Origin of the sequence: Methyloceanibacter sp. (genome assembly GCF_035650995.1) — a bacterium.
GTDB lineage: Bacteria > Pseudomonadota > Alphaproteobacteria > Rhizobiales > Methyloligellaceae > Methyloceanibacter.
Genome location: NZ_DASRGO010000151.1, coordinates 1 through 15,634, shown reverse-complemented (window position 1 = coordinate 15,634; position 15,634 = coordinate 1). Strand labels below are relative to the sequence as shown.

The following is a 15,634-nucleotide window of genomic DNA, read 5'->3' as shown; positions in this document are numbered from 1 at the left end:
CTCCCGGCAAGACTTCGCATTTTACGTGATATGATGACGCAGGTCAGGTCGAGGTCGTTCGCGGGAGGGGGCAGCCATGACACACGAGGCCTATGCGGGGACACAGCAGAACGTAGCGGGCCGGGCCAAGGACGTCGCGCTGAGAGCGCGGGACGCACTCAGCGTCGTGCTCATGGAGGTTGCCGCCTGGGACGTGTTCAAATGGGCGGTGATCGCCCTCCTTGCCGCGAACCTTCTCGTGATGATGCTTTTCTTCGGCAGCATCAGGTCGCATCTTGCTGCCTCGAGGCAGGGGGAAACGCCAGCTCAGCCCACGGTCGACGTCGGCGCGGAGATCGCCAAGCAGATGGCCGATGTGAAGTCGGCGCTCGCGCAATCGATCAACGACATGCAGGCGGGCTTGCGCGACGACATCGCCAAGCTCGGCGCCAAGATCGATGCGAAGATGCAGACGGTGGCGCCGAAGCCTGCGCAGCCCGCGGCTCAGACCGGGCCAAAACCGCCAGCGGCACCGAAGCCGAAGAAACCCGCAACCCAGCCGTAAGCGGAATCAGCGCGGCCGGCGACGCCGGTCCCACAGCTCAGTCTCGAGCACGCGCTTCAGCCGCTCGGCGGCGGGAATGGCTTCGATATCGCGGCTGAACTCACGATACTCGCCCTTGACCTCGGGCGACCCTACGCCCTGATTGAGAGCGGCGCGCCAAGCGAGCAGCCGCTTCCATCCCCTCGAGTCTCCCCCCTTTTGCGGCGGCGGAACCCCGGCCGCCAGCATGCGCCGCGTCACGAGCTGCGCCGCCTCCTCCTCGCCATACCCCCCCTTGACGAGGAGATCGATCACGGCCGAGAGGCGGGCGAGCAGGATGTCGCTCGGCGGATTGCGCCTCCTGCGCTCGGGCACATCGTTCCTTTCCGCCCGCGCGGCCCGCAGCTTGAGCGCATCGATGTTCCGTTCGATATCGACGAGAGGCTGAAGTTCCTCCTGCGGCACCCCTTCGATGGCGAGCTGGGAGATCAGGACATGCAGGCACGCCCTGCCGAGGGCGATCTGGTCGTCGCCGTCGTGCGTATAGGTGCGCCTGGCCGCTCTCAAGGCGGCGGCGAGACGGTCGATTGACGGCGGCAACGCTTCCATGGCCACCATCATAGGTATGAAAGGTTGCGTTGGTTTTTACGTCCTGAGCCCCCTTTCGGGCGCCCTTCCGCCGGACGGGGTAAAGGAAGGGTTAGCGCCCCTGGCCTGGAGGCCTGCGCTTACGGCGGCTTGCCAAGCAAGCAGCCCTGCGGCTAGATGGGCGCTCGAGTCCGGGCTTTTCCGCCCTTGCGGGGCGGCCACGCGCAATCCACATGTGGATCGGTGGGGGATCGTCTAACGGTAGGACAGCGGACTCTGACTCCGTCAGTCTAGGTTCGAATCCTAGTCCCCCAGCCACCTTGCGCGCCGCGGCCCGCGGACTGGCTCAATCGATCCGCCGGCGCCTTGCAAGCGTCTCGCAACAAGCGTTCGAGGTGGGCCCGCTCACAGCCGAAGCTCTTTGGGCGCGGGAGAAAGGGAGACGAGCAGGAGCGTGAGCGAGGCGACGAAAATGGCACTCGCGCCCGCAAGCTTCGCGTCGATATGGGCTCCTTCGAGGTTGAGCCAGGCGACCGTGAGGAACCAGGCAACGGCGCTCATCGCGATCTTAAACAGAGCGGAAAAGACCCCCCGGGCTGAGAGTCTCCGGCTCTCGCAGGTGACGTTGTGAGAGAGATACAACATCTGCGTGCTCCCTTCTTGACGCCTTAAGGCGATTGACCCTTGCACACTAGATAAACGCGGCACGCGCCTCCATCCTACGGAGGTTCACGACGTTGTGTGAATGGTTGAAGCCACCCCATACCTAGGTTTGAATTCGCATGGCGAAGGTCGGCGCTAAACTGCGATGTCTCGCCTCACAGAGGCCGCGTGCCTCGCTACTCTCGACGTGGAGCCTCATCACATGCCGGAACAGCGCCCGCCCCTACCGCCCTTTACTCTCGAGACCGCCATCGAAAAGGTGCGCAAGGCCGAGGACGCCTGGAACACGCGCGATCCGGAGCGTGTCGCTATCGCCTACACGACCGGCAGCGTCTGGCGTAACCGCGCCGAGTTCTTTGAAGGACGCGATGCGATCGTCGCCTTCCTCAAGCGAAAATGGGCCAAGGAGCTCGACTATCGTTTGATCAAGGAGCTGTGGACCTTTCGCGATAACCGCATCGCCGTGCGCTTCGCCTATGAGTGGCACGACGACAGCGGCAACTGGTTCCGCTCCTACGGCAACGAAAATTGGGAATTCGACGAGAACGGCTTGATGCGCCGCCGGATCGCCAGCATCAACGACCTGCCGATCGCCGAACGGGAGCGCAAGTACCATTGGCCCTTGGGCCGCCGCCCCGACGACCACCCGTCTTTGAGCGAACTCGGCCTGTGACGGCGGGCCGCACCGGATCTTTCCCAGTTCTTTCCCGCTGCGCTCGCCGATTTCCCCTCGCCCTCTGGCTTTGCTAGTGTCCCGGCCCGAGAAACCTGTCCCTTCAGCAACAAGGCCTTGCCCCATGCTTCTCAACACGCGCCGCCGCGCGCTCGGCCTCATCCTTGCCGCGGGCGCCGGCCTGCGCTGGCCCCTTACCCGCCTCGCGCACGGCGCCGAGAAGGAATGCTTCGATTCGAAGGCCTTCGGCCCGTGGAAGGGCCTCGCCACCAATTCGCAAGCCGGCGCGCGCATGAGTCAGGTGCGGTTCGATAACGATCAGGGGTGCGACCTGCACGCCGACGTCCAGGTGGCCACGAGTTACGACGCCAAGATCGTGCTCTACGGCGACCGCGATAAGATCAAACTGCCGAAGAAATTCCTCATCGATCCCGCGAACCGGCTGATGGTGAGGAGCGCCGACGGCAAGGAGGCGGTGAACGAGCCCCTGTGCGGCAACTGCACCGACATTTTCGACAACAAGGTGAGCATCGTTCTGCCGCTCGCCACCGCTCCCCTCTTCCGCGAGAGCGCCAACATGCAGATCCTGGTCAAGATGGGCGACAAGGAGGAATGCCACCTCAAGCTCGATTGCGAGAGCCTGCGCAAGGCGCTCGACTGGGCGGCACAGCGGCAGAGCGAGCTTGCCGCGCAATATGACGAGCAGAAGTGCACCCCGCCCGAAAGCGGCTGCTTCATCACCACCGCCGCCTGCGAAGTGCTCGGCCTCGACGACGATTGCTTTGAGCTCACGATCTTGCGCCGCTATCGCGATGAGGTGCTCGCCAAGCGGCCCGGCGGCGAGGTCGAGATCGCGAGATATTATGCGATCGCACCGCTGATTCTTGCCCGCATGCCGGAAAGCACCCGGCGCGCGCGGCTTCTCGGCCTTTATGCGCGCTTCATTCTGCCGGCGGCGCTGGCCGCGCATTTCGGCCTGAACGCGCTTGCCTATCGCCTCTATCGCCGCATGGTCGCAGGACTCGCGCGCGACTTCGCTCCCGAGCTTAAGCCCTGACACAAACGGGCGCGGGGAAAACCTCCCGCGCCCGCTGCTTTGGTCTCGCGTTCCCGCGGTGGGCGGCTAGCTCACCTCGGGCTTGCTGTCGAAGGAGAGCGGCTCGCCGATCGGCTCGAAGGCCCAGACGCCCGCATCGCCCGTCGCGTTGCACAGGAAAGTGTGGCCGGAACCGTCTTTGACGAACACGATGAAGCCGGGCGAAAGCTCGAGCCCGTCCTCGGCGATGTTGACCACCTCGCCGCCGTCCTTGAGATAGGCGACGCACACCTTGGCGGCGATGTCCTGCGGGCTGCCGTCATAGGTGCCGTCGGAGGTGAGCTGAAGCCCGATCAAGTCCGCGCCGGTGCCCTTGAGGAGGTCGCTCGCGACGATGGTATAGGCATAGACGTTGCCTTCGGCGTCGGCGTCGCACATCCAGAGATTGTTGGCGTTGTCGGTGAGCCAGACCAGGCTGACGCCGATGCCGCTGCCGTCGTCCACTGCGTTCATCACTTTCACCGGCTGCGACGGGTTGACGGTCGAACAGGCCTTGATCGCGGCCTGATGGTCTGAAACGGCCTTGGCGGGGACGATCCCGAGCGAGGCGAGAGCCAAGGCGGCCAGGCCAGCCGTCATCGTTGCAAATCTGCGTTTCATCTGTCGTCTCCTTAGGAATGCTTGGCTAGAGCCTGATCGCCCTCGCCTGTCAGCGAAATGGCGTGGGACCGAGAGAGCCATTGTGCGCTCCCTCACTGTGCAAGGTCGCTCCGCGCGGCCGGAGCCCCCGGTTCGCCGCAATCGGAACCACATGGCGCCCCAGTCGCTGGTTAACCTTGGCGCTAACGATAAGAAGACCACCTCGCCCGGTTACGGGCCGCGCAAGACCACACGCACGCCTCTCGGTGCTCTGTCCGGAGCCGGTTACGCTCGCGCGACCCGCGGTGAACGTCCGACCCCGGAACCTCTGTCGGCGTCAGAGCGTTGGACGCCAAGCTTTCGGGGTGGTGTCAGTTGCGTATCAAACACATTGTGGCGGGAGCAGCCCTCCTCGCGTTGGCGGCGGGCGGAAGCGCCAAGGCCGGCGGGCCTGAGGCGGACACGCAAGACAAAACGGTGGATTGGCTCGGGCTTGCGGCGGGTTCCGCCGCGGCGGCCGAGACGGTGCTCGCGGCCGACCTGGCCGGCTTGTTCGCGACCGGCGCGCCTCTCTGCGTCCTGCCCCTGCTCGGCGATGCCGGAGAAGGGAATGTCACGCTCCTCATCGATGCGCCGCATGTCGATATCGCCTTCGTCTCGACCGACGCGCTCGCCGCCGCCGCGTCCGCCCGCAAGGACCTGCCCGAGCACGTCGAACTGGTCGCGCGCCTCTATCCGCAAGAAGTCCACGTGCTCGCCCGGGCCGATATCAGGACCATCGCCGACCTCGCCGGCAAGAAGGTGAGCTTCGGACCGGCGGGAAGCGCCTCGTCGGTCACCGGCGCCGCATTGTTCAAGGCGCTCGGCATCGAGGTCGAGCCCGAGAACCTCGATGCGGGTCTCGCCATCGAACAGCTAAAGCAGGGTTCGATCTCCGCCGCCGTGATCGTCAGCGGCAAACCCTCGCCCCTGCTCGAAGGCGTTCCTCCCGATCTCGGTCTTCACCTGCTGCCGGTGACGTTCGGCGCTTCGCTGCAACAGGCTTATCTCCCGACCCGGATCGAGGCGGCCGACTATCCCAATCTGATCGATGCCGGCGAGGAGGTGTCGACGGTTGCGACCGGCATGCTGCTTCTCGCCGCCAAGAACAAGAACGATCCGGACTCGGCCGCGAGAGTAGCCCGCTTCGTCGACACGCTGTTTCCGCGCTTTGCCGAGCTTCAGGCCTCCGGCCGCCACCCCAAATGGCGCGAGGTCAATTTGGCGGCGACGTTGCCGGGCTTCGCCCGCACACCTGAGGCAGAGTCGTGGCTCGCCACCCGCGCCGCGATGACGCCGAAGCCGATCGCCGCCACCCCGGGGCCGGTGGCGCCCCAGCCAGGTGACATGGCGACCGGCAGCGATCGAAAAGAAAAGTTGTTCCGCAAGTTCATCGAATGGAGGCGGACGTCGTCCAACTGAGCCCGGAACAACAGGTTCGGTTCTCACACGCAATTTTTTGCGGAAGCAGGGAACGGAAGACGGGATTGGCAGTTAATGTGCGTTGGGTGCGCCTTGGGGTCTGGCGTACCAGACGGGGAACGGGGCGTAACCGCGCACGGATGGGGCACTCGGGCGCGGGCGAGTAGAGGGAGCAAGACCATGTTTGGTTCCACCACGCCCGTTTCGGAGCACCCTGTTCACCGAGCGAACGCCATGTTGCGCTCTGCCCTCATGAGCGAGGCATCGTTTCCGCGGCCCGACTTCATCGAGGATTTCGCCACCCTCGCCGGACCCGACGACGGCCCGATCGGCATCGCCTATCCGCAATCGCTCGTGGCGCGCCTCAACGACCTCGACGTCGGACTCGATGCGTCCGGCGGCATCAGGGTGCCTCTGAGCTTCGTCGCCGAGCCGCTGACCGAGGAGGCGACCGATCCCGTCCCGCGCGCGCAAGAAGAGGTGAGCGATATCGCACCGAACCGAGAGATTATCGCGCACGACGATTCCATGGACGAGGCTGACGCGTTCGATAAGCTCGACTCGGCGACTCAGGCGCACATGCTCGCGCTCGTGCGCGAATTCCAGCGGCGGCAGCGCCAGGCGAACCTGCTCGTTGCCGGCTCGATCGCGGCGGCCCTTCTGCTGACGATCGGAGGCTTCTTGCTGATCGCCCACCTCGCGGGACGCGACGCTGGCAAGGCCGATCAACCCGTCCCGATCCGCTCCACCTCGATCGCCTGGCAGCGGCCGGAGCGCGAAGCAAGCGCCGCGCCGAAACGCCCAAGCACGGACGAACCGCTGCCGATTGCCGCGAGAAACGCGAGACCGCCGGCGTTGGGCGATGAGATTTCGACCGCGCAGGTGATCCTCGCGACCCAAGACCGCAAGCTTGCGCTCGCGCCGCTGCTCGGCCAGCGTCATGCGCGCTACATGCTGCTGCGCGGGTTGCCCGGGGAAGCCGAGCTTTCCGCCGGCGAGCGCATCGGGAGCGGCTCGTGGATGATCAAGGACGAAGAGCTCCGGGACCTGTCGCTTTCCGTCGGCGAGGCGGCAAGCGGAGATTATCCGGTCGAAATCTATCTGCTCGATGCCGGCAATGCGCCGCAGGCTCGGCGCACCCTCATCCTTCGCGTCGAACCGTCTCGCCCGCGCGTCTATCAGGCCGGGCTCTCGCTCTCCTGGGCAAGCGCGCTTCTCGATGCCGCCGCCAAAGCCCCGGCGACGGCGGAGAAAACCGCCCCAGCCGATTCCGCAGTTCTCTTCGCCCGCGCGCATGAATTGCTCGCCGAGGGCGATATCGCCGGCGCGCGACTCCTTCTTCTCCATCTCGCCGAGCGCGGCGAAGGCGAGGCTGCCTTCGAGCTTGCCCGCACCTTCGATGCGGATGCGCTCGCCAAGCTTGGCGCGAGCGGAATCGCGAGCGATCCAGCCGCCGCCCGCGGTTGGTATGAACGCGCTTCGCGGGACGGCAACGCCGAAGCGGCCGAGCGCCTGAAGATCCTCGCTAGTCTTCCGGTTTCAGACCCGTCCGACTAGCATGAGGTAGGCCGCAGCCGTCCGACCGAGGGAAGTACATCGGGGGGACCGGGCGGCTGCGGCCTTTCAACTGACTAGCGAACGCGCATGCCGGCGGCAGAGTCGTAGTGCAACGGCTTGTCGGATTTCGGCAACGGCGCGTCGGCGGGACCGATGGTCGTGCCGAATGGCCAGTCGGGCGGGCAAACCGCGACGTAGCGCGCATAGCCGCCAAGCCCGCCGCCGAATTTCGGATAGCCAATGATGACGAGCGCGCCCGCTTCCGGCACCTGATCGAGATTGGCGACGCCCTCGGCCTGGGCATAGCCGTTATGCATCAGCCACTGCTCGCCCTCGAGAGTAGGCGTCGAATCGGTGTCGAGCGGCTCGTGTCCGTGGAACAGAATATGGCGCTGCTCGTGCAGGAACTTGAGCGCATCGAGGCCGACGCCGGGAAACTCCTTCAGCGTGGCGAGCCGCCGGTCAGGCCACGCTTTGGACCAGTCCGAGCGCACGAACACGACCGACCCTTCCGGGATGCGTCCATGCTCCTTTTCCCAGGCCTCGATGTCGGAGACCTGGAGTGCGTAATTGGGGTTGGTCTCGAGCTGCTTGACGATGGAGATGACGACCAGCGGCCGGATCGCATAGGTCGCGGGCAATTCGTCGATGGCGGGATACTCCGGCGCCCAATGCGCTGGCGGATCGAGCTGCGTGCCGAGCTGGTCGGTCTTGAGTCTATATTCGGTCGCCTCGAAGCCGTGCTTGGCATAGGTGTAGACCTCGCCCTTGGTGGCAAATCCCTCGGTATCGCTGCCGGCCTTGGCAGGCGCGAAGGTCGAGTCGGCAAATCCTGCCCACACCGGGATGTTCGGCGTGATGGTATGGGTCAGGTCGACATATTTGGCGCCCTTGAGCGCCTGCTCGTACACCGACCAAAGTCCCTTACCGTCTTCGGCACGGCCCCGGCTCGGCATTGCCACCGCGACGCTGACCGCAACCGCGGCAAGAGCCGCAAAGAACACACTCCGACGCACGACGACTGGCATAGCTCTATCTCCTTCCCTCCGGCGGGATGCGCGTGGGAAAGATTAGCTCTGCAGCCTGATCGTTTCTAGACCACGTGGCGGCGCCTAAGCTCGACCAGCACCGCTTCCACCAGCGCCTCGGGATTGCTCGCCCTCGTGTCGAGCTTGAGCTCGGGATTTTCGGGCGGCTCGTAGAGCGAGTCGATGCCGGTGAAATTGGTGATCAGCCCGGCGCGCGCCTTGCGATAAAGCCCCTTCGGATCGCGCTCCTCGCATACTTCGAGCGGCGTATCGACGTAAATCTCGATGAACTCGCCGTCCTGCAACAGGTCGCGCGCCATGCGCCGCTCGGAGCGGAACGGCGAGATGAACGACACCATGACGATAAGGCCTGCGTCGACGAACAGCCTCGCCGCTTCGGCGACGCGGCGGATGTTCTCCACCCGGTCGGCGTCGGTGAAGCCGAGGTCCTTGTTGAGCCCGTGGCGGATGTTGTCGCCGTCGAGCAGATAGGTGTGCCGGCCCATGGCGTGCAGCCGCTTCTCGAGCGTATTGGCGATGGTCGATTTGCCGGCGCCGGACAGTCCGGTGAACCACAGCACGCACGGCTTCTGCCCCTTGAGCCCCGCCCGCGCGCTCTTGTCGACGAACAACTCCTGCCACTGGATGTTGGTGGCCCGCCGCAAGCCGAACTCGATCATGCCGGCGGCTACCGTCGCATTGGTGAAGCGGTCGATCAGGATGAAGGAGCCCGTTTCGCCGTTATCGGCGTAAGGATCGAACACGAGCGGCTTCACGGTGCTGATGTTGCAGGCGCCGACCTCGTTCAGCTCGAGCGTCTTCCCTGCGACGTGATCGAGATTGTCGACGTTGAGCTTGTATTTGAGATTGAGAACCGTGGCGGTGGTGGTCTGACTGCCGCATTTGAGCGTGTAGGGCCGTCCCGGCAGCATCGGTTCATCGTCGAACCAGATCAGCCGCGCCGCGATTTGGTCGGCGATCGACGGCGCCGCCTCGGGCAGCGCGATCACGTCGCCCCGGCTCACGTCGACCTCCTCGGCGAAGGTAAGGGTGACCGCATCGCCCTGCCGCGCCTCCGCGAGGTCGCCGTCGGCGGTGACGATGCGCGCGATGTGGGCGCGCTTGCCGGATGGGTGGATCACCACCTCCTCTCCCGCCCGCACCCGTCCGCTCGCCACGGTTCCGGCGTAGCCGCGGAAATCGAGATGCGGCCGGTTCACCCATTGCACGGGAAAACGGAACGGGCGCTCTTCGGCTTCCCGTCCGACCTCCACCGTCTCGAGATGGGCGAGCAAAGTGGGACCGTGATACCAGTGCATATGCGCGCTCGGGTGGATCACATTGTCCCCCTTGAGGGCCGAGAGGGGGATCGAAGTCACCCCATCGAAATTCAGCGGCTCGACAAAGGCGGAGAAGTCGGCGGCGATCGCCTCGAACCGGGCGCGGTCGAAATCGACGAGATCCATCTTGTTGACGGCAAGCGCGACCTTGCGGATGCCGAGCAAGGACAGGATGCAGGCGTGACGCCGCGTCTGGGTCAGCAACCCGTTGCGTGCGTCGATCAGGAGCACGGCGAAATCGCAGTTGGACGCGCCGGTCGCCATGTTTCGCGTGTACTGCACGTGTCCCGGCGTGTCGGCAACGATGAATTTGCGCCGCGGCGTTGCGAAATAGCGATAGGCGACGTCGATGGTGATCTTCTGCTCGCGCTCGGCCTCCAGTCCGTCGACGAGAAGCGAAAGATCGAGCTCGCCGCTCACCGTGCCGGGACGCCGCTGGTCCCGCTCGGCGCTCTTCAGCTGGTCCTCGTAGACGAGCGCCGAATCGTAGAGCAGGCGCCCGATCAGCGTGCTCTTGCCGTCATCGACGCTGCCGCAGGTGAGAAAGCGCAGAAGCGAGCGGTTTTCCTCCGCGGCGACACGCGCCGCGACACGCTCGGCCGCGCTTTCTCGCTCGCTGCCGACGAGGCTAAGACGCGCCATCAGAAATACCCCTCCTGCTTCTTTTTCTCCATCGACCCGGACTGGTCGTGATCGATGACGCGGCCCTGACGTTCCGAGAACCTCGTGGCGACCAGTTCCTCGATGATCTCCGGCACGCTCGCGGCATCGGAGCGGATCGCGCCGGTCAACGGATAGCAGCCCAGCGTGCGGAAGCGCACCCGCTCCATTCTCGGCGTCTCGCCCTGATCGAGCGGCAGCCTGTCGTCGTCAACCATGATCAGCATGCCGTCGCGTTCGACTACCGGGCGTTCGGCGGCGAAATAGAGCGGTACGACCGGAATCTCCTCGAGATGGATGTAGGTCCACACGTCGAGCTCGGTCCAGTTGGAGAGCGGAAACACGCGCATGCTCTCGCCCGGTCTGACCTTGGTGTTGGCGAGGTGCCAAAGTTCGGGCCTCTGCCGCTTGGGATCCCAGTTATGCGCGGCATTCCGGAAGGAAAAGACCCGCTCCTTGGCGCGCGATTTCTCTTCGTCGCGCCGCGCGCCACCGAAGGCCGCATCGAAGCCGTGGGCCGAGAGTGCCTGCTTCAGCGCCTCGGTTTTCATGATGTCGGTATAGAGCGCGCTGCCGTGGGTGATGGGCGAGATGCCGTCCCTCACGCCCTGCAAGTTGGTATGCACGAGGAGATCGAGCCCGAGCCGCTTCGCCTCGCGGTCGCGGAAGGCGATCATCTCGCGGAATTTCCATGTCGTATCGACATGCAGGAGCGGAAACGGCGGCTTGGCGGGATAGAACGCCTTGAGCGCGAGATGCAGCATGACCGAGGAGTCCTTGCCGATCGAGTAGAGCATGACCGGGTTGCGGAACTCGGCCGCCACCTCGCGCAGGATGTAGATGCTCTCGGCTTCGAGCTGGCGAAGATAGGTCGACAATCTTTGCTTCATGGTTTGGCGCTCAAACCCTTGCCCGTCGAACGCGATTTCGCGCCCATCTCGACCACTTTGCCGCTCTCTCCGGCGTCATGCTCGCGCTCGCTCCCCTTCGCCGGCTGTCCCTTCGCCATCGCCTCCACCTTGCGCTCCTGCGCGAAATAGCGGTAGGCGCTGAGCGGGATCACCGCAAGATAGAGCAAAGACCCGACCGTGAGCGTGAGATAGGGGTAGGTGACGAGCATGGCCATGAACAAGGCCGCCGCCACGAATACCGGCGGGACGTATTCGCGGGGAATTTTCTGCCCGATCAACTTGCCGGAGAAGGTCGGCACCTTGCTCACCATCAGAAGCGCGATCGTAAGCGTATAGAAGAAGACGAGCGGGGTCAGGCTCGGCAGATGCAGCCCGAGATTCTGGGCATAGATCGGCAGGAGCAAAGTGATGGCGCCGGCCGGCGCCGGCACGCCCACGAAATAATTGCTCTTCCATGCCGGGACGTTGGTCTGGTCGAGCGCCACGTTGAAGCGCGCGAGCCTCAGCGCCGAGCAGACCGCGAACACGAGCACCGCGATCCAGCCTAGGCTGTGCAGATCCTCGAGCGCCCAGTTGTACATGATGATGGCGGGAGCCACGCCGAAATTGACGAAGTCGGCGAGGCTGTCGAGTTCGGCGCCGAAGCGCGACGACGCCTTGAGCAGCCGCGCGATACGGCCGTCGATCCCGTCGAGCAGCGCGGCGAACACCAGCGCCGCGACGGCGAGGTCCCAGCGGCTCTCGATGCCCATGCGGATGGCGGTCAGACCCGCGCACAACCCGACCAGGGTGAAGATGTTGGGGATCAACACCCTGACCGGCACCTGGCCGCGGGCGAACGCGATCTGACGGCGTTTGCGCTCGTCGCGTTCCGGTTCGAAGGGTGGGAACATGGCGGCTATCCCTTCATCAGCTCTGATTGAACGGCGGCGTTCGTCTCCCGCGCCGGGCCTGCGGGCAACGCGGCCAGTACCGTCTCGCCGCCGATCGCCGTCTGGCCGACGCTGGCGAGCACCTTGGCCCCGGCCGGCAGATAGACATCGACGCGACTGCCGAAGCGGATCAGCCCGACGCGCTCGCCTCTCGCTACGCTAGCCCCCTCGCCCACGAATGTCACGATCCGCCTTGCGATGAGGCCCGCGATCAGCATGAGCCCGAAGGATTTGCCGTCCTCGGCCTCGACCACCAGCGCGAGACGCTCGTTCTCCTCGCTCGCCTTGTCGAGCTCGGCGTTGAGGAACTTGCCCGGCACGTACACGCTCCGGGCGATGCGCCCGGCGACGGGCGTTCGCACGATGTGCACGTCGAGCACCGAGAGGAAGACCGAGACCCGCGTGAGCCTCTCGCCGCCGAGCCCAAGCTCGCGCGGCGGAACGAGTTCGGCGATCGCGCTGATCTTGCCGTCGGCCGGGCTTACCACCAACCCCGGGCGCTGCGGAACGACGCGGTCCGGATCGCGGAAGAAGTACGCGCAGAACGCGGTGGCAATCGCCCCGATCCAGCCGAGCGGCGGCGCAACCAGGAACAGGAGCACGGTGACCCCCGCCGCGATCGCGACGGATTTGTGCCCGTCCCGGTGGATGGGGATGAACGCGTTGGTCACGCTGTCAAGCACGCTTTTGCTGTCGGTCATGGGCCTATAGAGCGTTCAGTTCACGTCGAGGCAAGGGCCTCGTCCTCGAGCCGCTCGGCGGCCCGCGATTCCGGCAGATTCTCCTCCTCGAGCGCCTGCGCCAGCCGCTCGCGCGCCTCGTCAGCCTCGCGCTGCCGCGCCCACAGGCTCGCGTACAGCCCGCCCTTGGCGAGCAACTCCGGATGCGTCCCCTGCTCGATGATCTCGCCTTGGTCGAGCACGATGATGTTGTCGGCATGGACCACGGTCGAGAGGCGGTGGGCGATGACGAGGGACGTGCGCTCGCGCGCCACCCGGTCGAGCGCGTCCTGGATTTCCTTCTCGGTGTGGGAGTCGAGTGCCGAGGTCGCTTCGTCGAGCATCAGGATCGGCGGCGATTTCAGGATCGTGCGGGCGATCGCCACGCGCTGCTTCTCGCCCCCCGAGAGCTTGAGCCCGCGCTCGCCGACAAGGGAGTCGTAACCTTGCGGCAGGGTCATGACGAAGTCGTGGATCTGGGCGTTGCGCGCCGCCTCGCGCACCTCGGCCTCGGTTGCGTCGGGCCTGCCGTAGCGAATGTTGTAGTCGATCGTATCGTTGAACAACACCGTGTCCTGCGGAACCATGCCGAGTGCGGCGCGGAGCGAGTCCTGGGTCACGTTCTTGATGTTCTGCCCGTCGATCAATACCCGCCCCGAGGAGATATCGTAGAATCGGAACAGGATGCGCGAGATGGTCGATTTGCCCGCACCGGACGGGCCGACGATGGCCACCATCTTGCCGGCCGGTACCTCGAAGCTCACATGCTTGAGGATCGGTCGCTCGGGATCGTAGGCGAACGACACGTTCTCGAACTTGATCTCGCCCTTGGTGACGCGCAGCGGCTTGGCGCCCGGGCGATCGACGATTTCCGACGGCTCGTGCAGCAGCGCGAACATGGTCTCGATGTCGATCAGCCCCTGCTTGATCTCGCGATAGACCATGCCCATGAAGTTGAGCGGGATGTAGAGCTGCATCAGGATCGCGTTGATCATGACGAAGCCGCCCACGGTGAGCGCGCCGCGTGTCACGTCGCGCGCCGCAAGCAGCATGCAAACCACCATGCCGAGCGTGAAGATCACTGCTTGACCGGTATTCAGCACGCCGAGCGAGGTGTAGGTGCGGATGGCGGCCTTCTCGTAGCGCGCCATCGAGGAATCGAAGCGGCGTGCCTCGAGCTCCTCGTTGCCGAAATATTTGACCGTCTCGTAATTGAGCAGGCTGTCGACCGCCTTCGAATGCGCTTCGGTGTCGGACTCGTTCATGTCGCGGCGGATGGCGATGCGCCGCTCGCTCGCCGCGAAGGTGAACCAGACATAGAGCGCAACCGTCGCCAGCACGACCACGACATAGATCCAGCCGAAATAATAGGCGACGAGGCCCGAAATCATCAGCAGCTCGACCGCGGTCGGCACCGAGTTCAACACCGCCATGCGCACGATGGTGTCGACGCCGTTGACGCCGCGCTCGATGACCCGGCTCAAGCCGCCGGTGCGGCGCTCGAGATGGAAGCGGAGCGAGAGCCTATGCAGATGGCGGAAGGTCTTGTTGGCAAGCTCGCGTACCGCATGCTGGGCGACGACCGTGAACCACACGTCGCGGAACTGGGCGAACAGGACCATCAGCACGCGTCCCACGCCGTAGGCGATGATCAGCATGGCCGGCAGCAGCGCGAGGCCAAGCACGCTCTCACCGCCCGGCGCGCCGCTGCCGTTTCCCGCGCCCGTCAGCAGATCGACGATCTGCTTGTAGGCGATCGGCACGAGGAGCGTGATGGCCTTGGCGATGACGAGCGCGGCGAGCGCGAACACGACGCGCAGCCGCAAATCGGGACGGTCAGCCGGCCAGACATAGGGCAGCAACTGGCGGAGCACCGCGATCTGCCCCGACCGCGCCCTGAGCACGGCGTCGCTTCGAGTTTGCGGCAGCCGATCTTGCATAAAGGATTGTTCTTTCAGCGCATCGACGCATCAAAAAAGGGCAGCGTGAGCCGCTGCCCTCGGCCCCTCAGACATATAGTCCTCATGTCCTAAAGCGCCAAGCGCATCAGGAGGGAGGCATTTTTACCTTCTGCGAGGGCAGGATCAGGTTCGGATTCTTGATGGTCTCGCGATTGCCCTGGAAGATCGAGGTATAGCGGAAGCCCGAGCCGAAATAGCGCTTGGCGATATCCCATAGGGTATCGCCGCGGCGGATCTCGTAGACATCGGGCCGCCCCCCACCCTTCTGGTCTGCCGTGCTCGACGCGTTGTTCGCTTCCTCGGCCGCCGCCACCTGGGGCGAGGAGGGCGCGGGCTCGGGCGCCTTGGCCACCGCCGGTCTTCGCTCGATTGCAATCACTGCCTCATCCGATGCGCTGCCCGCCGGCGCAGCCTTGAGGCTGTGCGCGCCCTCGCCGAGCTTCATGTCTGACTCTGCCTTCCAGACCCCGACGGCGTCCGCTTTCGCCGTGGCGAAGGGCTTGCCGTCGAAATAGAGCTGGACGGTGGCGCCCGGCGCGCTCGTGCCCGCGAGCTTCATCTTGCCGCTGTCAGTGCCGGTATCCTGGTAGTCCACGGTCTTGAAGGTCACCACGGGCTTGGCCGGGTTTTCTTCCGGCTGTCCAACGCTTGCCGTCGCCTGAGACGCGCCCTGTGGTGAAGCATCTGCAGGCTGCTGCTGAGCTTCGAGCGCCCCCGCGCCGGTCGCGCCGCCGCTGTGTTCGGCTGCCGTCTGCGCAGGCGGCGAACCGGCGGTACCCGGCTTCGCCGCGGCTGTCGGCGCATCGCCGGCCTGAGACACCGAAGCGGCCTGCTCCTTGGCGTTGCCCACCGCGACGGGCACGGTCTGCTGCGAGGTGAGCGCGCGCGTGCCGTCGGGCGAGATCGTCCGCAGTTGCAGCCGGTAGTCTCCGGGCGCGAGCTT

Annotated in this window: 15 protein-coding genes and 1 tRNA gene; 6 read left to right on the top strand and 10 right to left on the bottom strand. The window is 65.3% G+C overall.

The window, feature by feature from the left end:
- Positions 1-76 precede the first annotated feature (76 nt).
- Positions 77-544: a hypothetical protein gene (locus VFB18_RS11275; protein ID WP_324975054.1), complete on the top strand. Its 468-nt coding sequence runs from the start codon at positions 77-79 to the stop codon at positions 542-544.
- Between the two features lie 6 nt (positions 545-550).
- On the opposite strand, the gene VFB18_RS11270 is transcribed toward VFB18_RS11275, so the two are convergent.
- Complete coding sequence (locus VFB18_RS11270) at positions 551-1,132, bottom strand: hypothetical protein (protein WP_324975052.1); 582 nt, start codon at positions 1,130-1,132, stop codon at positions 551-553.
- A 223-nt stretch (positions 1,133-1,355) separates the two neighbouring features.
- On the opposite strand from VFB18_RS11270, the gene VFB18_RS11265 reads away from it, so the two are divergent.
- Positions 1,356-1,429: transfer RNA gene (locus VFB18_RS11265), tRNA-Gln, on the top strand.
- 87 nt (positions 1,430-1,516) lie between these two features.
- Here VFB18_RS11265 and VFB18_RS11260 read toward each other — a convergent pair.
- On the bottom strand, positions 1,517-1,756 hold the full coding sequence (locus tag VFB18_RS11260; RefSeq protein WP_324975050.1) for a hypothetical protein: 240 nt from the start codon (positions 1,754-1,756) through the stop codon (positions 1,517-1,519).
- A 220-nt stretch (positions 1,757-1,976) separates the two neighbouring features.
- Here VFB18_RS11260 and VFB18_RS11255 point away from each other — a divergent pair, with 220 nt between their 5' ends.
- Both VFB18_RS11255 and VFB18_RS11250 read left to right on the top strand, forming a co-directional pair.
- Positions 1,977-2,447, top strand: a complete 471-nt coding sequence (locus VFB18_RS11255) for a nuclear transport factor 2 family protein (RefSeq protein ID WP_324975047.1) — start codon at positions 1,977-1,979, stop codon at positions 2,445-2,447.
- A gap of 124 nt (positions 2,448-2,571) precedes the next feature.
- Positions 2,572-3,504: a CFI-box-CTERM domain-containing protein gene (locus VFB18_RS11250; protein WP_324975044.1), complete on the top strand. Its 933-nt coding sequence runs from the start codon at positions 2,572-2,574 to the stop codon at positions 3,502-3,504.
- A 66-nt stretch (positions 3,505-3,570) separates the two neighbouring features.
- Here the strand turns inward: VFB18_RS11250 and VFB18_RS11245 are convergent, their stop codons facing one another.
- The gene (locus tag VFB18_RS11245) at positions 3,571-4,143 is read right to left on the bottom strand and encodes a hypothetical protein (RefSeq protein ID WP_324975041.1); all 573 of its coding nucleotides are present in this window, start codon (positions 4,141-4,143) and stop codon (positions 3,571-3,573) included.
- A 372-nt stretch (positions 4,144-4,515) separates the two neighbouring features.
- Here VFB18_RS11245 and VFB18_RS11240 point away from each other — a divergent pair, with 372 nt between their 5' ends.
- The gene (locus VFB18_RS11240; protein ID WP_324975039.1) at positions 4,516-5,583 is read left to right on the top strand and encodes a TAXI family TRAP transporter solute-binding subunit; all 1,068 of its coding nucleotides are present in this window, start codon (positions 4,516-4,518) and stop codon (positions 5,581-5,583) included.
- A 180-nt stretch (positions 5,584-5,763) separates the two neighbouring features.
- A complete protein-coding gene (locus VFB18_RS11235) occupies positions 5,764-7,140 on the top strand; it encodes a hypothetical protein (RefSeq protein ID WP_324975036.1) in 1,377 nt (458 codons plus the stop codon).
- A 74-nt stretch (positions 7,141-7,214) separates the two neighbouring features.
- On the opposite strand, the gene VFB18_RS11230 is transcribed toward VFB18_RS11235, so the two are convergent.
- The 7 genes from VFB18_RS11230 to VFB18_RS11200 all read right to left on the bottom strand — a co-directional run.
- Complete coding sequence (locus VFB18_RS11230; RefSeq protein ID WP_414675684.1) at positions 7,215-8,168, bottom strand: cyclase family protein; 954 nt, start codon at positions 8,166-8,168, stop codon at positions 7,215-7,217.
- A gap of 65 nt (positions 8,169-8,233) precedes the next feature.
- Entirely contained in the window at positions 8,234-10,150 is a 1,917-nt protein-coding gene (gene cysN, locus VFB18_RS11225; RefSeq protein ID WP_324975033.1) for a sulfate adenylyltransferase subunit CysN, read from the bottom strand.
- Positions 10,150-11,058 (bottom strand): sulfate adenylyltransferase subunit CysD, encoded by a 909-nt coding sequence (gene cysD, locus VFB18_RS11220; RefSeq protein WP_324975031.1) that lies wholly within the window; start codon positions 11,056-11,058, stop codon positions 10,150-10,152. Before cysD ends, cysN begins: the two co-directional genes overlap by 1 nt.
- Positions 11,055-11,972, bottom strand: coding sequence for a CDP-diacylglycerol--serine O-phosphatidyltransferase (pssA, locus tag VFB18_RS11215; RefSeq protein WP_324975028.1), 918 nt, complete (start codon positions 11,970-11,972; stop codon positions 11,055-11,057). Before pssA ends, cysD begins: the two co-directional genes overlap by 4 nt.
- A 5-nt stretch (positions 11,973-11,977) precedes the next feature.
- Positions 11,978-12,712, bottom strand: coding sequence for a phosphatidylserine decarboxylase (locus tag VFB18_RS11210; RefSeq protein WP_324975025.1), 735 nt, complete (start codon positions 12,710-12,712; stop codon positions 11,978-11,980).
- A gap of 20 nt (positions 12,713-12,732) precedes the next feature.
- Complete coding sequence (locus VFB18_RS11205) at positions 12,733-14,670, bottom strand: ABC transporter ATP-binding protein/permease (protein WP_324975022.1); 1,938 nt, start codon at positions 14,668-14,670, stop codon at positions 12,733-12,735.
- 106 nt (positions 14,671-14,776) lie between these two features.
- The coding region (locus VFB18_RS11200) for a LysM peptidoglycan-binding domain-containing protein (protein WP_324975019.1) at positions 14,777-15,634 on the bottom strand (858 nt) is incomplete at its 5' end.

Coding starts and splice junctions, on each gene's coding strand:
- VFB18_RS11275 (WP_324975054.1), top strand. CDS start 77: ATGACACACGAGGCCTATGCGGGGACACAGCAGAACGTAGCGGGCCGG.
- VFB18_RS11270 (WP_324975052.1), bottom strand. CDS start 1,132: ATGGAAGCGTTGCCGCCGTCAATCGACCGTCTCGCCGCCGCCTTGAGA.
- VFB18_RS11260 (WP_324975050.1), bottom strand. CDS start 1,756: ATGTTGTATCTCTCTCACAACGTCACCTGCGAGAGCCGGAGACTCTCA.
- VFB18_RS11255 (WP_324975047.1), top strand. CDS start 1,977: ATGCCGGAACAGCGCCCGCCCCTACCGCCCTTTACTCTCGAGACCGCC.
- VFB18_RS11250 (WP_324975044.1), top strand. CDS start 2,572: ATGCTTCTCAACACGCGCCGCCGCGCGCTCGGCCTCATCCTTGCCGCG.
- VFB18_RS11245 (WP_324975041.1), bottom strand. CDS start 4,143: ATGAAACGCAGATTTGCAACGATGACGGCTGGCCTGGCCGCCTTGGCT.
- VFB18_RS11235 (WP_324975036.1), top strand. CDS start 5,764: ATGTTTGGTTCCACCACGCCCGTTTCGGAGCACCCTGTTCACCGAGCG.
- VFB18_RS11230 (WP_414675684.1), bottom strand. CDS start 8,168: ATGCCAGTCGTCGTGCGTCGGAGTGTGTTCTTTGCGGCTCTTGCCGCG.
- cysN (WP_324975033.1), bottom strand. CDS start 10,150: ATGGCGCGTCTTAGCCTCGTCGGCAGCGAGCGAGAAAGCGCGGCCGAG.
- cysD (WP_324975031.1), bottom strand. CDS start 11,058: ATGAAGCAAAGATTGTCGACCTATCTTCGCCAGCTCGAAGCCGAGAGC.
- pssA (WP_324975028.1), bottom strand. CDS start 11,972: ATGTTCCCACCCTTCGAACCGGAACGCGACGAGCGCAAACGCCGTCAG.
- VFB18_RS11210 (WP_324975025.1), bottom strand. CDS start 12,712: ATGACCGACAGCAAAAGCGTGCTTGACAGCGTGACCAACGCGTTCATC.
- VFB18_RS11205 (WP_324975022.1), bottom strand. CDS start 14,670: ATGCAAGATCGGCTGCCGCAAACTCGAAGCGACGCCGTGCTCAGGGCG.